Origin of the sequence: Pseudomonas sp. B7 (assembly GCF_016735645.1) — a bacterium.
In the GTDB taxonomy this organism is placed as follows: domain Bacteria; phylum Pseudomonadota; class Gammaproteobacteria; order Pseudomonadales; family Pseudomonadaceae; genus Aquipseudomonas; species Aquipseudomonas glycinae.
Genome location: NZ_JAERRE010000005.1, coordinates 137,805 through 151,697, shown reverse-complemented (window position 1 = coordinate 151,697; position 13,893 = coordinate 137,805). Strand labels below are relative to the sequence as shown.

The window sequence follows — 13,893 nt, the reverse complement described above, 5'->3', positions numbered from 1 at the left end:
GTAGGGGTGTGATGCGCAGGGGCAAACAGTTTGTCGCCCGTCCGGGCACTGTCCCTGTAACAGATAGACACATTCTCCCGGTCAGTCCGGTGCTTCCCTAGCGCATTCCTCTTGAATGCTTGCCTGATCCTCTGGCGATGCAGGGAGATGGATAGGAAACGTCTCGCGCGCGCATTAGAGTTCGGTCAAAGGAGTGAGCCCACATGATCCCGACCCCTCTGCCCCAGGAATCACCTTTGGCACGGCACATCGACCCGCACGTGCGCGCACCGGGCGACTTCGCCACGTCGATACCCGGTCTGTCTCTGTTTCGTCGCGACCAACCGGCACCACCCGTTGTGTGCATGATCGAGCCCAGCCTGATTCTTGTGGGCCGCGGCGAAAAGCGCTTGTGGGTCGGCGGTGAGGGTTACAGCTATGACCCTTCGCGGTTTCTGGTCACTTCACTGGATCTGCCCGCCAACTCCGAAGTGATGCTCGCCAGTCCTGAACAGCCCTGTGTCGGCCTCGTGCTGAAGCTGGATGTCAGCATGCTTGCCGAGGTCATTACCAAGAGCGGCTTGCCCTCGAAACGCCAGCCATCAACGGGTACGGGCGCTGCGATTGGCAGCCTGTCGTCAGCGCTGGAAGACGCGCTCGATCGCCTGCTGGCCCTGCTCGATGAACCCGAGGCGATCCCGGTCCTGGCGCCGCTGATTCTGCGGGAAATCCACTACCGGTTGCTGCACACCGACCAAGGCCCACGGCTGCGGCAGATCACTGCCGTCGACGGTCAGGGTTATCGCATCGCCAAGGCCATCGACTGGCTCAAGGTCAACTACACCGATGCTCTGCGCATCGATGATCTGGCCGCGCGGGTACAGATGAGCGCGCCGACTTTTCACCATCATTTCCGCCAGCTCACCGGCATGAGTCCGCTGCAATACCAGAAATGGCTGCGGCTCAACGAAGCCCGGCGGCTGATGTTGGTCGAGCGCCTGGACGTGTCGCGGGCGGCGTTTGCGGTCGGCTATGAAAGCCCTTCGCAATTCAGCCGCGAATATGGCCGGCTGTTCGGCACCGCACCGAGCCGCGACATGGCCCTTTTGCGCGGGCAGCCCTTCGAGGCAGCCGCGCTCGGCACAGTCGCGAATTGAACCAAAACCGGTGATGCGCCCCGCCGCGTGTCACCGCTCATAACAATGCACGTCAACCGATGATCAAGCGGGTGAACCATGGAACTACGAATCAACCAGAAGACCTATCAGGTCGATGCCGACGCCGATACGCCCTTGCTGTGGGTGATCCGCGATGATCTGGGCATGACCGGCACCAAGTACGGCTGCGGACTGGCGCAATGCGGCGCCTGCTCGGTGCTGGTGGACGGCAATGTGGTGCGTTCCTGCGTCACGCCGGTAGCCGGTGTGGTTGGCCGGGAGGTCACCACGATTGAGGCCATCGAAGCCGATGAAGTGGGCAAACGGGTGGTCTCGACCTGGGTCGATCTGCAAGTCGCCCAGTGTGGTTACTGCCAGTCCGGGCAGGTGATGGCTGCCACCGCGCTGCTCAAGCAGAACCCCAAACCGAGTGATGCGCAGATCGAGGCGGCGATGGTCAACCTGTGCCGCTGCGGTACCTACAACGCCATTCATGCCGCCGTGCATGAACTTGCCGGCAAGGGGGACGCGTGATGAACGTTCGTATCGACCCTTCACAACACGCTTCAGTACTGGATCTGCAGGAACCGATCAATGTGTCGCGCAGACGTTTTCTGACCGGTACCGCCGTCGGCGCACTGGTGCTCGGCTTCGGTCTGCCGCTCGGTGCGACACGGGTACAAGCGGCAGCGACTGCCGAGCGCGGCACCCAAGTCCCGGCGTTTCTCGAGATCCGTCCGGACAACCGCGTGCGTCTGCTCTGCCCGTTCATGGAAGGCGGACAAGGCACATTCACTGCGATGGCGCAGATCGTCGGTGAAGAATTGGATGCCGACCCGGCGACCTTCCTGGTCGAAGCCGCGCCGCCCGGCGAAGCCTATGTGGTGATGGAAAACGGCCTGCGCATCACCGGCGGCAGCATGTCGGTGCGCATGAGTTACCCGGTCATGCGTCGCCTCGGCGCCCTCGCCCGCGCCATGCTGTTGCAGGCCGGCGCGCAGCAACTGGGCGTGCCGGTGAGCGAGTTGAGCACCGAGCCGGGCAAGGTCGTGCATGCCACGTCCGGGCGTTCGTTGGCCTACGGTGAACTGGCCGAGCGCGCAATGGATCTGCCGGTTCCCGATCCGGCCTCTGTAAAGCTGCGCGATCCGAGTCAGTTCCGCTGGATCGGCAAACCGGTGAAGCGCCTCGATGCCTACGACAAATCCACGGGCAAGGCGCTGTACAGCATCGATCTGAAGGTCGACGACATGCTGCATGCCGCCGTTCAACATGCCCCGCGCCTGGGGATGACCGTGGGCAACCTGCGCAACGAAGATCAGGTCAAGGCGATGAAAGGCGTGCATTCCGTGCACCGTCTGCCGGGCGCCGTAGCGGTGGTCGCCGAGCGCTGGTGGCACGCCAAACGTGCCGTCGAGGCGATTCAGGTCGACTGGCAAGAGCCGACGGCCGACAGCCAAGTGCGGCCGATGCCCGCTGACTTTTCCAGCGATGCCTGGTTCAAGCGCCTCGCTGAAGATAAAAGCCCCGCCAGAGATGATGAACACGAAGGCGATGTGGCTTCGATTCTCGAGGAGACCAAGACCCGGATCGACGCCACTTACCACAACCAATACCTGAACCACGGACAGCTGGAGCCGCCTTCAGCACTGGCCCGATTCAATCCGGATGGTTCGCTTGAGGTCTGGCTGCCGAATCAGGCGCCGGACATGTTCCGCGCCGACATCGCCAAGCGCACCGGGCTCGATCCGTCACGCATCACCTTGCATTCGCCGCTGTTGGGCGGGTTCTTCGGTCGGCATTTCCTCTACGACTCGGCCAGTCCCTACCCTCAGGCCATCGCGCTGGCCAAAGCAGTTGGCCACCCGGTCAAACTGATCTGGAGTCGCGAAGAAGAGTTCCTGCGTGACGTGCTTCGCCCGGTTGCCGCCGTGAATTTCCGTGCCGCACTGGACAGCGACGGCTGGCCGCTGGCAATCGAAGCGATCAGTGCCACCGAAGGCCCGACCGAGGCCCTCGCCGGCAAACAGGGTGAAAAGCTCGACCCGACGGCCCTTGAAGGGTTGTCCGGCAAGTCCTATGCGATCCCCAACAAGCGCATCGCACAGATCTACGTCAAAGGTCCGGCGATGCTCGGCTACTGGCGTTCGGTGGGCAATTCGCTCAACGACTTCTTCTATGAATCGTTCCTCGATGAACTGGCCGACAAGGGTGGCAAAGATCCGTTCGACTTGCGCCTGCATTTGCTGCGCGGCAACCAACGGTTGACCACCTTGCTGCAAGCGGTGGGTGAACTGTCGGGCGGCTGGAAGCGCGGCCCGTTCACTGCCGAGGACGGCAGCCGACGTGCGCGTGGGGTGGCCATGGCTTCGCCGTTCGGTACCGAGACGGCGGTGATCGCCGAGGTGTCCATCGAGAATGGCCAGGTCAAGGTGCATGACATCTGGCAGGCGATTGATCCGGGCAGCATCATCAACCCGGCGATTGTCGAGGCTCAGGTCAATGGCGCCGTAGCGTTGGGACTGTCGCAAACACTGGTGGAAGAAGCCGTGTGGGTGGATGGCAAACCCCGGGCGCGCAACTACGACTTGTACCCGATCCTGCCGCCTGCGCGGATGGCACGGGTGCATGTGCGGGTGGTCGAGAGCGGGGAAAAAATGGGTGGCATTGGTGAACCGCCGTTGCCTGCGGTCGCGCCCGCTGTCGCTAACGCGGTGGCGACGCTGACCGGTCAGCGGGTACGCAGCCTGCCCTTGAGCCGACACACTTTCACCTGATCAGCGCCGGAGCGTTCATGAATAACAGCCGATTCGCAAGAACCGCTGGCTGGCTGGCCGTGCCGTGTCTGGTCGCGGCAGGCCTGCTGGCCTGGTATGTCACCCGCGAGCCTGTCTCGCGCCTGGAAAACCATCAGATCGCCGTGGCCGACATCGATCCGGCGCTGGTGGCCCGTGGCGAATACGTCGCCAGGCTCAGCGATTGCGTGGCCTGCCACAGTGTGCCGGGCGGCGCGCCGTTCGCCGGAGGGCTGGAAATGGCCACGCCGCTGGGCTCAATCCATGCGACCAATATCACCCCGGACACAGAAACCGGCATCGGTCACTACAGCCTGGCGGACTTCGACCGGGCCGTGCGCCACGGCGTGGCGCCCGACAGTCGCCGTCTGTACCCGGCGATGCCCTACCCGTCCTACGCCAAGCTCAGTGATGAAGACGTACGAGCGCTGTATGCGTTTTTCATGAAAGGCGTGGCACCGGTGAAACAAGCGAACATCCCGAGTGCAATTCCGTTTCCGCTGAACCTGCGCTGGCCGATTGCACTGTGGAACGGTGTGTTTGTCGACGCGGAGCCCTACGTAGCCAAACCGTCGCAGGATGAACAGTGGAACCGTGGCGCTTACCTCGTTCAGGGCGCCGGGCACTGCGGCAGTTGTCATACTCCGCGCAGCCTGGCGTTCAACGAAAAAGCACTGGATGAGTCCGGCAAGCCATACCTCGCCGGCGCCCTGCTCGATGGCTGGTACGCGCCGAGCCTGCGCGATGACCACAACACCGGGCTGGGCCGTTGGAGCGAGCAAGAGATCGTGCAGTTCCTCAAGACCGGTCGCAACCAGCACGCGGTGGTCTACGGCTCGATGACCGAGGCGTTCAACAACTCCACACAGTTCATGAGCGACGACGATCTGACGGCCATTGCCCACTACCTGAAGTCGCTTCCGGGAGATCGCGAACGGGATGGCGCGCCTTGGCAGTATCAAGCGGTTTCGGCAGCGCAACGTCTGGAATCGCCCGGTGCACAGACCTACGTGACGCGCTGTGCGTCGTGCCACGGTCTGGACGGCAAGGGTCAATCGCAATGGATGCCGCCGCTGGCGGGCGCTACCTCGGCTTTGGCCAGGGAAAGTGCCTCGGCAATCAACATCACTCTGAATGGTTCGCAACGAGTGGTGGCGGCGGGCGTGCCGGATGCCTATCGCATGCCTGCCTTCCGTGAGCAGCTGTCGGATCAGCAGATCGCCGAAGTGCTGACGTTCATGCGCAGCACTTGGGGCAATCAGGGGAGTGCCGTTGATGCGCAGACGGTGGGCAAACTGCGTGAACACACCGATCCGGCCAGCAGCAGTCCGATCATCCTGCAGATGCGCTAGAGGAAAGATTGATAAAGCATCGACTTGCTGGTCCCGCGCACGGCGCGGGACTGGCTAGCCTCCAGACTGCTCAGTGTGGGCTGGCGGTCGGACGAACCACAATCTCACTCACGTCCACATCATCAGGCTGCTCGATGGCATAGGTGAGCGCCCGCGCAATGGCGTCTGCATTGAGCGCCACACGCCGGAAGGCTTTCATTTCCTCGCGTGCCACCTCATCGGAAATCGTATCGGCCAGTTCGGACTCGACGACGCCCGGGCACACCACGGTCACCCGGATCTTGTCCGTTTCCTGGCGCAGACCATCCGAGATAGCCCGGACCGCGAATTTGGTCGCGCAGTACACTGCCGCTGTCGGAGAAACCGCGAGTCCACCAATGGACGAGATATTGATGACCTGACCGAAACCCTGCGCCTGCATGTCCGGCAAGACGGCGGCAATACCGTGTAGCACACCGCGAACGTTGACATCGAGCATCTGGTTCCATTCATCGACCTTCAACGAAGCCAGCGGAGACAAAGGCATCACCCCCGCGTTGTTGATGATCACATCGACCTTGCCATGTTGCGTCTTGGCGAACGCCACGAAGGCGTGCATCGATTGCAGATCCGTAACGTCCAGTGCGCAGGCACTTGCCGAGCCACCTTCGGCCTGGATTTCGCTGACCAGTTTGTCCAGACGCTCGGTGCGGCGGGCACCGAGGACCACATGCGCGCCTTTGGCAGCAATCAACCTGGCCGCTGCTTCGCCAATACCACTGCTTGCACCGGTAATCAGGACGACTTTGTTTTGAATGTTCGACATATCCGTAGCTCCTGCTGTCTGCATTGAAGTTCAGCACCGACCGCTGAAGACGCGGTCGTTGCTGCGGGGTACGTCGAAAAGATTAAGGGCACGGGCGTCGTCGGCGCGTGCCGAAACCTGCGCCACTTTTGCCTATTCGTGTCTGTGTGCATCGCCTGCAAATTTGTAGCGTAGGGGCGCTCAGGCCCCACGGAACTCGCTGGGCGTTACGCCCACTTCGCGACGAAATACCTGCGAGAAATGACTGGGGCTTGAGTAGCCGACCTCCAGCCCGATGTCGATGACGCCAAGACGGGTCTCCAGCAACAGGTGCCGCGCGCGAGCCATGCGCAAGCGAATGAAGTACTGCGATGGCGAAAGCCCCGTCGCCCGCTTGAACAGGCGGCTGAAGTGGTACTCGCTCAGCTCGGCAAGGCTGGCCAGTTTGGCCAGGCTGAACTCAGCGCTCAGATGCGCGCGCATGGCGTCGGTGACTTTGCGCAGTTTGAAGGCTTGCAAGGCGTTGACCCGACGCCCGGGCTGGCTTTCAGCCAGATAGCTGCGCACCAGATGCACGGCCAGCGCCTGCGCCAGCGAGCGGGCGAAAAGAGCACTGGGCGAGCGTTCCAGAAGCAGTTCGGTGCGCAATTGCTCCATGACAAACGCGACGCGCTCGTCCCGTGCCCCTGAAACATCGCGCAAACGCACAGACCCTGCGTGCTGACCCGACAGCTCTCGAGACGCTTGCTCGATCAGCGGCAGGCCGAGATAAAGATGCATGACCTCGAAGGTATCGCCTCCGTGCGTCTGCCAACGCATTTCATACGGCTCATCGGAGCTGGTGAGGAAAAAATCGCCGGCACTGACCTGCGCAGCTTCCCACTCGCCCCCCAATGCGCGCTCCTCTACCGTCGCCGCCCCGGCCAGAACCAGAACGAGCAGCGGTTCCACCACCGCAGGCACGAGAATGGGCTCAGTAACGCTGCGATGGGTAAACAGCTGAATCACTACGTCGGTGATTTCCGGGCGCGAGGGTAACGCCTGCGGTTCGCCTGGCAGGAACTCACCCATCGACTCGCCGGTGATGCGCAAGTCTCGAGAAGATGTCGACATCGGTTCCTGGGAGGTGCGCCCGGTATGTGCCATGAACTCGTCCTTTTCAGATTCGGCTGTGCCAAGCCAGACAGGTCTCGGACGCTTGCCCGTACGCCGCGTCAGGAGACCGGCTCGATGATATCGAGCTTTTGCCGTGGGTTGAATCGAGCACCGAACCTCCCTCACTGACATTCAGCGCAAAACTCCGACAGCGTGGGCAATCTCACGAAAGCCGACCTCACTCCGCTGCGAGACAGTAGACCCGTCGCCGATGACAGCGCCTCGCCGGCGCCAACACGGCTTATCCCTACTCGATCAAAACGCTGGAGAACATCATGACCGACTTCAAGAACAGCACCCCAAACGAAGTGGCCGGTAAAGTCGCGCTGGTCACTGGCGCGGCCAGTGGCATCGGCAAGGCCATCGCACTGCTGCTGCACGCCCGCGGCGCCCAAGTCATTGCTGAAGATATAAACCCTGAGGTTGAAGCGCTGGCCCGCCCTGGCCTGGTCCCCCTGGTGGCCGACATCACTCAGGACGGCGCAGCCGAACGCGCGGTCGCCCTGGCCGTCGAGCAATTCGGTCGGCTGGACATTCTGGTCAACAACGCCGGCATCATCATCAACAAACTGGTCATCGACATGACCCGCGAAGACTGGGAACGCATTCAGGCGGTCAACGCCACGGCGGCCTTTTTGCATAGCCGGGAGGCGGTCAAAGCGATGATGCCCAACAAGTCCGGATCGATCGTCAACATCGCGTCCTACGCTTCCTATTTCGCCTTCCCCACCATTGCCGCCTACACCGCTTCCAAAGGCGCGCTGGCCCAATTGACGCGCACCCTGGCGCTTGAGGTCATTGGCCACGGCATCCGCGTCAATGCTGTCGGTGTCGGCGATGTGGTGACCAACATCCTCAACGATGTGGTCGACGATGGCCCTGCCTTTCTCGCCCAACATGGCGAAGCGGCGCCGATCGGCCGCGCCGCCCAACCGGAAGAAATCGCCGAAGTGGTCGCCTTCATCGCCTCGGATCGGGCCAGCTTCATGGTCGGTTCGGTGGTCATGGCCGACGGCGGCATGACGGTCACGGCCGGCTGAGCCGCAGCACAAATGCGCCGCAGGACACGCCCGACCAGCCCGAGAGGATCAGGCAAATCTGCGGCAGTTTCGTCCTAACACCGCTGCGCTCGGCTACGTAATCTGAAAGCACGCAACGGATGCACACACAGGCCACGGCAGGCCGCTCAGATGAACAACGTCAATGAGGACTGAACAATGAAAAACGCAAAACGGCTTTCCCTTTCACTGGTGATCGGCGCGATGGTGGCCTGCGCGATCAACCTTTCCTCGACCAGTCTGTACCTGGCCGCTGACGGATCTGACCGGACGCCCGGCATGCGCGTCACTGAAGGCGGCAGTGATCGCACTCCGGGTTTTCGCGTTGCCGAAAACGGCTCTGATCGCACGGCTTTGGGCCGTATCGGCTCAGTCTGAACATCCGAGGAGAAAAGTGATGAAAGATGCCAAAAAAACCACTCAGGACCATCGTTACGCAGGCATGTGGGTCACCGCGGATGGATTCATCCGTCATGAGCTTCTGACGACTGGTCGTTACGACGAGGCCCGTGGTAAAAACAAGAGCGCCTATCAGGGCCGCTACGAACTGGTTGGTGATTACATCCAGTACTGGGACGACACCGGCTTCACCGCTGATGGCCACTTTCATGACGACGTGCTGTATCACGCCGGAATGATCCTCTATCGGCAATGAGTACTTTGATGATGTCGGGTGAATATCGTCTGCCCGGGCAGTTCCGGGCAGACGCTCATGAACACATGTGAGAGCCTTGAAATGGAACAAAGCGATGCTTTCATCCTTCAAAACACAGCCATCTACCGTGACGAACTGGTTCGGCTGCTGACTCAACGCTTTACCACACCCGGGATCTATGAGACCGCCATAGCTCCGCTGCATGTGATTCGTTTCGATGCACCTTCGGAGCTGATCCATACCGTGCACAAACCGGCACTTTGCCTGATCGTGCAAGGCCAAAAAGAAATCAGCCTGGGTGACGATCATTACCTCTACGATCCGCTCAGTTACCTGGTGGTCTCGGTGACGCTCCCGGTTGCCGGGCGCGTGCTGAAGGCCAGTCCGCAAGCGCCTTACCTGTGTATCCGGTTCGATTTCGAGGCCGCGGAAATTGCCCAGGTCATCGCCGACGCGCCGCCGGCGGGCGTACCGGACGAGCCGGAACTGGGACTTTTCCTTGAAAGGGTCGATGTGCCCCTGCTGGAAACCATGCTTCGACTGGTCCGACTGCTGGACACCCCGAAAGACATCGGCATGCTGGCACCTCTGGCTTTGCGGGAGCTGTATTACCGCCTTCTACGCGGCATGCACGGCCGTCGTCTGTATGAGCTTGCCCTCGGCGACTCGCAAACACGTCGGGTTACGCGGGCGATCGATTGGTTGAACAACCACTACACCCAACCCTTGCGCATCGAAGAACTCGCCCGGGTCGCGAATTTGGGCAACTCCACATTGCATCATCGCTTCAAGGCAGTGACCGCCATGAGTCCGCTGCAGTATCAGAAACAACTGCGCCTGCAGGAAGCCCGCCGGCTGTTGCTCGGCGAAGGGCTGGATGTGGCGAGCGCCTGTTATCGAGTGGGCTACGAAAGCCCGTCGCAATTCAGCCGGGAATACAGTCGCCAGTTTGGCTGCCCACCTTCCAAAGATGCCAGCCGCACGCGTCGCACGGGGTAAACCCCGCACGTTGACGCAGACGCCGGGAACGGTTATCCGCCCGGATCGCGAAAGAGGCAGGCAGACCCAAGCCTGCCCCTTTGCGCAATGCACAGCGAGTCTGTAAGCGGTCAATGCGTATCGTCTGACGTGATAAGCGACAGGAACCAATGGCCTGCCTCGTCCCCGATGTCCAGGCCAGGCTACAGAGCGATACAAAAACGCCGCCGCACGACACATCACGGGTACATGCCAATGCAAAAGTGTGGGCCATCGGAACCTTCGCTGTCCGACTTAACCCATCACTCAGGCAGGTATTTCCATGATCAATCAACTCGACACCGTGCTGTACACCGGCAAGACCCGCACCACTGGCGGGCGCGATGGCGCCTCACGCAGCTCTGACGGCAATCTGGACATCAAGCTCTCGCCACCGGGTTCGAATGGCAGCGGCACCAATCCGGAACAGCTGTTGGCAGCCGGCTGGTCGGCCTGCTTCATCGGCGCCATGGGCAAGGCAGCCGCGGCACAGAAGATCAGGCTTCCGGCGGATGTGGCGGTCGAAACCGAAATCGATCTGGGCAAGACCGGTGATGCGTTCTTCCTTCAGGCACGCTTGAGTGTCAGCCTGCCGGGGCTGGAGCCTTCGGTTGCCCAGGCGCTGGTGGACGCGGCGCATCAGACCTGCCCTTACTCAAAGGCCACTCGCGGCAACATCGACGTCACCCTGCGGCTGATCTGAATCAGCCCTGTTTGATCCTGCAAACCGCCCGATGCACGGCTTCGGGCGGTTTTTTTACAGGGTTGAGCGATGCCGTTCCTCCGGTTCAAACAACCAGAGGAGCGAACGGTCATTGAACGATTTACGCGAACGACGTCTCGTGCTCGCTTTCGTGAACGTAAATCCACGAGATTCCCGATGGCGAATCCGGGTCGAGGCGCATCAGCGCCGAGTCGACTTTCTTCTTGGTGATCCCGTTCTTGACCAGGTCGAAAACCGTGAGGAAGAAGTCACCGGGAAGCGGCGTGATCGAGAGATTGATGATGTGCGACTCGGGGCTTCCGGCACGTTTGCCGTGCAGTCCCCAAAGGCGTTCCCAGTAGTTCTCCCGATCCATGATCTGACCGTCCGTGAGCACCACCCGGAAATCGTTCGCCAGGGCATCGTACAAAGGCTTTATCGCGTCTTCCGACTGGGAAGCCACGCCGCGCGACCACGGGAAAAAGAGGTTGTACCAGCGGTACACCTCGGCTTTGACGAGTGCGGTTTTATCGGTTGTTTCGGTGACTCGGCTGATTGCCATCTGCGTTCTCCTTAACAAGCTCAAAGGCGCGGTTTCTCCGTTACGCATCGCCTGGGCGTTGCTCCGCGCCTCATTCAAGATCCATCCTGAAATCAACGTCACGGGGCCAGTTCGAAAGCGCATGAATGACTTCAGAATTTCTCCTGTCATTTGACTGACCCGGCCACAAAAGTAGACGCCAACCTGTTGGTTTGCATTGGAAACTGACAAGCGGCTTTTCGGCTGTCTGAGCGCCAAGGGCCGTGCTTGAGCGGTTCCGTAACGACACAGACCCAGCTCCCTCTCCCGTTGCGCGATTTCACATTTCTTTCACGAATCGCTTTGTCGCTGTAAAAAACCCTGACACAATTATTGGCAATGATTCTCAACAGCGCTTTGTTTGCTATTTAATAATCAGGAAGCCTCCATGTCGCGCCCCACCTCGCCACATCGTTTCAACCCGTCACGCAACCTCCTGTCCATGGCCATCTGCATGGCCGTCATGACCCCGGCGCTGGCCGATGAAACCCGCGAGGTGCAGGACACCGCCCCGCCCGCCACCCTCGAACTCGGCGCGACTGCAATCACATCCACCCAACTGGGCAGTACCACCGAAGGCTCGGAGTCGTACACCACCGGCACCATGGCCACCGCCACCAAACTGCCGTTGACCCTGCGCGAAACACCACAAGCCGTCACCGTCATCACCCGCCAGCGCATGGACGATCAGGCGATGACCAGCATCAATGACGTGGTCAACGCCACGCCGGGGCTGTTCCTCGACTACTCCAACGGCCCCGGCCGACAGGCCTACAAAGCCCGGGGCTTCAACATCGACAACCTGATGTACGACGGCATTCCGAGCGGCTACGACGGCGTGAACGTCGGCTCCCAGCCGAATCTGGCGATGTTCGACCGGGTTGAAGTCGTTCGGGGCGCGACCGGTCTGGTCACCGGTGCCGGCAACCCTTCGGCGGCGATCAACCTGGTGCGCAAACGCCCATTGGCCGAGCAGCGCGTGACCCTGACCGGCGCCGCCGGGACCTGGGACAACTATCGCGGCGAGCTCGATGCTTCCAGCCCGCTCAATGACAGCGGCACCCTGCGCGGCCGGGTGGTCACGTCCTACCACGACGCCAACAGCTTCATCGATGACGTCGACGAGCAACACAACCTGTTCTACGCCGTCACCGAAGCCGATCTGAGCGACGACACCACTTTGACCCTCGGTTTCTCGCACCAAAAGGACAGGACCAACTACTTTTGGGGTTCATCAATGATCGGCCTCGACGGCCATCACCTCGACCTCCCGCGCTCGTACAACCCCGGCACTTCCTGGGAAGACAAGGATCAGGAAATCAACACCGTCTTCGCCGAGATCCGTCAGCAACTGGCCAACGACTGGAAGCTGCAGGTCAACGCCAACTATTCCGAGCAGAACGCGCTGTTCTCCGGCTCGTACCAGTCGCGCTGGGTCAACGACACCCTGGCCCGCACGGTTTACCAATCCAAGGCCGATGAAAACCAGGCCGGTCTCGACGCCTTCTTCAGCGGCCCGTTCGAAGCCTTCGGACGCAGCCATGAACTGGTGGTCGGCGCCAGCAAACGCATCTACGACCTGACCACCCACAACTACTCGCCGTACGACACCAACTGGCCGATCAACGCCGGCAAGCCGGACTTCGTCCACACCAACAACACACGTGAAGTCACCACTCAGGACGGCGTATACCTGACCACCCGCCTGAGCCTGGCCGACCCGCTGAAACTGATCCTCGGCGGACGTCTGGACTGGTACGACTACGACAACCGCGATGGCGACGGCGATTACAAAGTCACCCGCAACGTCACCCGCTATGCCGGCCTGATCTACGAGCTGGACGACCATCATTCGGTGTACGCCAGCTACAGCGACATCTTCACCCCGCAGAGCAACAAGGGCACCTCCGGTAACCCGGTCAAGCCGATCGTGGGCAAGAACTACGAGGTCGGCATCAAGGGCGAATACCTGGGCGGCGCGCTGAATGCCAGCCTCGCCGTGTTCCGTGTCGATCAGGAAAACCGCGCGGTGCAGGTGTTCGTGCCGAACTGCCCGCAGTCTTCCTGCTATGAGGCCTCCGGCGAGATCCGCAGCCAGGGTATCGACTTCGAACTGCAAGGCGCGCTCACCGACAACTGGCAGATCGGCGGCGGCTACACCTACGCCCGTACGCACACCATCAAGGATGAGGCGAACCCGCAGAACGTGAACAAGCAGTTCGACACCGACACGCCGGAGCACCTGTTCAAACTGACCACCCGCTACAACTTTCAGGGCCCGCTGGAAAAACTTCGCGTGGGCGGCAACATTTCCTGGCAGAGCCGCATGTACAACGACATCGAACTGCTCGATGGCGGCAACTACCGACTCAAGCAAGGCGCGTACGCCGTGACCGACCTGATGGCCGGCTACCGGGTCAATGAAAACCTCAACCTGCAACTCAACGCCAACAACATCTTCGACCGCAAGTACTACTCCACCATCGCCAACTCCGTCAGCTACGGCGGCGACAGCTATGGCAGCCCGCGCAACATGATGTTGACGGCCAAATACACCTTCTAATTTGTCCAGGCGCAGGGACGCGCCACCCCCGCCAAGATTCCTCCCGCCACACCTACATACCAAAGCGTTAATTTCAAAAACCCATGTCTGGTGGT

Annotated in this window: 13 protein-coding genes; 10 read left to right on the top strand and 3 right to left on the bottom strand. The window is 61.1% G+C overall.

Annotation, left to right across the window (positions count from 1 at the left end; translation table 11 throughout):
* Positions 1-203 precede the first annotated feature (203 nt).
* The 4 genes from JKA62_RS13775 (at position 204) to JKA62_RS13760 (ending at position 5,283) form a co-directional block, all read left to right on the top strand.
* The gene (locus tag JKA62_RS13775) at positions 204-1,136 is read left to right on the top strand and encodes an AraC family transcriptional regulator (protein WP_201818266.1); all 933 of its coding nucleotides are present in this window, start codon (positions 204-206) and stop codon (positions 1,134-1,136) included.
* Between the two features lie 78 nt (positions 1,137-1,214).
* Positions 1,215-1,670, top strand: coding sequence for a (2Fe-2S)-binding protein (locus JKA62_RS13770; RefSeq protein WP_011333895.1), 456 nt, complete (start codon positions 1,215-1,217; stop codon positions 1,668-1,670).
* Complete coding sequence (locus tag JKA62_RS13765; protein ID WP_201818264.1) at positions 1,670-3,913, top strand: xanthine dehydrogenase family protein molybdopterin-binding subunit; 2,244 nt, start codon at positions 1,670-1,672, stop codon at positions 3,911-3,913. Before JKA62_RS13770 ends, JKA62_RS13765 begins: the two co-directional genes overlap by 1 nt.
* A gap of 17 nt (positions 3,914-3,930) precedes the next feature.
* Positions 3,931-5,283 (top strand): cytochrome c, encoded by a 1,353-nt coding sequence (locus JKA62_RS13760; RefSeq protein ID WP_201818262.1) that lies wholly within the window; start codon positions 3,931-3,933, stop codon positions 5,281-5,283.
* 70 nt (positions 5,284-5,353) lie between these two features.
* Here JKA62_RS13760 and JKA62_RS13755 read toward each other — a convergent pair whose 3' ends face one another.
* The gene (locus JKA62_RS13755; RefSeq protein WP_011333892.1) at positions 5,354-6,088 is read right to left on the bottom strand and encodes an SDR family oxidoreductase; all 735 of its coding nucleotides are present in this window, start codon (positions 6,086-6,088) and stop codon (positions 5,354-5,356) included.
* Between the two features lie 180 nt (positions 6,089-6,268).
* Positions 6,269-7,213, bottom strand: coding sequence for a helix-turn-helix domain-containing protein (locus tag JKA62_RS13750; RefSeq protein ID WP_041475248.1), 945 nt, complete (start codon positions 7,211-7,213; stop codon positions 6,269-6,271).
* Between the two features lie 284 nt (positions 7,214-7,497).
* On the opposite strand from JKA62_RS13750, the gene JKA62_RS13745 reads away from it, so the two are divergent.
* The 5 genes from JKA62_RS13745 (at position 7,498) to JKA62_RS13725 (ending at position 10,655) form a co-directional block, all read left to right on the top strand.
* Positions 7,498-8,262 (top strand): SDR family NAD(P)-dependent oxidoreductase, encoded by a 765-nt coding sequence (locus JKA62_RS13745; RefSeq protein ID WP_201818259.1) that lies wholly within the window; start codon positions 7,498-7,500, stop codon positions 8,260-8,262.
* Between the two features lie 177 nt (positions 8,263-8,439).
* A complete protein-coding gene (locus tag JKA62_RS13740; RefSeq protein WP_201818257.1) occupies positions 8,440-8,658 on the top strand; it encodes a hypothetical protein in 219 nt (72 codons plus the stop codon).
* 19 nt (positions 8,659-8,677) lie between these two features.
* On the top strand, positions 8,678-8,935 hold the full coding sequence (locus JKA62_RS13735; RefSeq protein ID WP_039773158.1) for an Atu4866 domain-containing protein: 258 nt from the start codon (positions 8,678-8,680) through the stop codon (positions 8,933-8,935).
* Between the two features lie 81 nt (positions 8,936-9,016).
* Entirely contained in the window at positions 9,017-9,934 is a 918-nt protein-coding gene (locus JKA62_RS13730; protein ID WP_201818394.1) for an AraC family transcriptional regulator, read from the top strand.
* 301 nt (positions 9,935-10,235) lie between these two features.
* Positions 10,236-10,655: an organic hydroperoxide resistance protein gene (locus tag JKA62_RS13725; protein WP_011333886.1), complete on the top strand. Its 420-nt coding sequence runs from the start codon at positions 10,236-10,238 to the stop codon at positions 10,653-10,655.
* A 121-nt stretch (positions 10,656-10,776) separates the two neighbouring features.
* Here JKA62_RS13725 and JKA62_RS13720 read toward each other — a convergent pair whose 3' ends face one another.
* A complete protein-coding gene (locus tag JKA62_RS13720; RefSeq protein WP_041475246.1) occupies positions 10,777-11,217 on the bottom strand; it encodes a hypothetical protein in 441 nt (146 codons plus the stop codon).
* Between the two features lie 406 nt (positions 11,218-11,623).
* Here JKA62_RS13720 and JKA62_RS13715 point away from each other — a divergent pair, with 406 nt between their 5' ends.
* Positions 11,624-13,798, top strand: coding sequence for a TonB-dependent siderophore receptor (locus JKA62_RS13715; protein ID WP_011333884.1), 2,175 nt, complete (start codon positions 11,624-11,626; stop codon positions 13,796-13,798).
* Positions 13,799-13,893 lie beyond the last annotated feature (95 nt).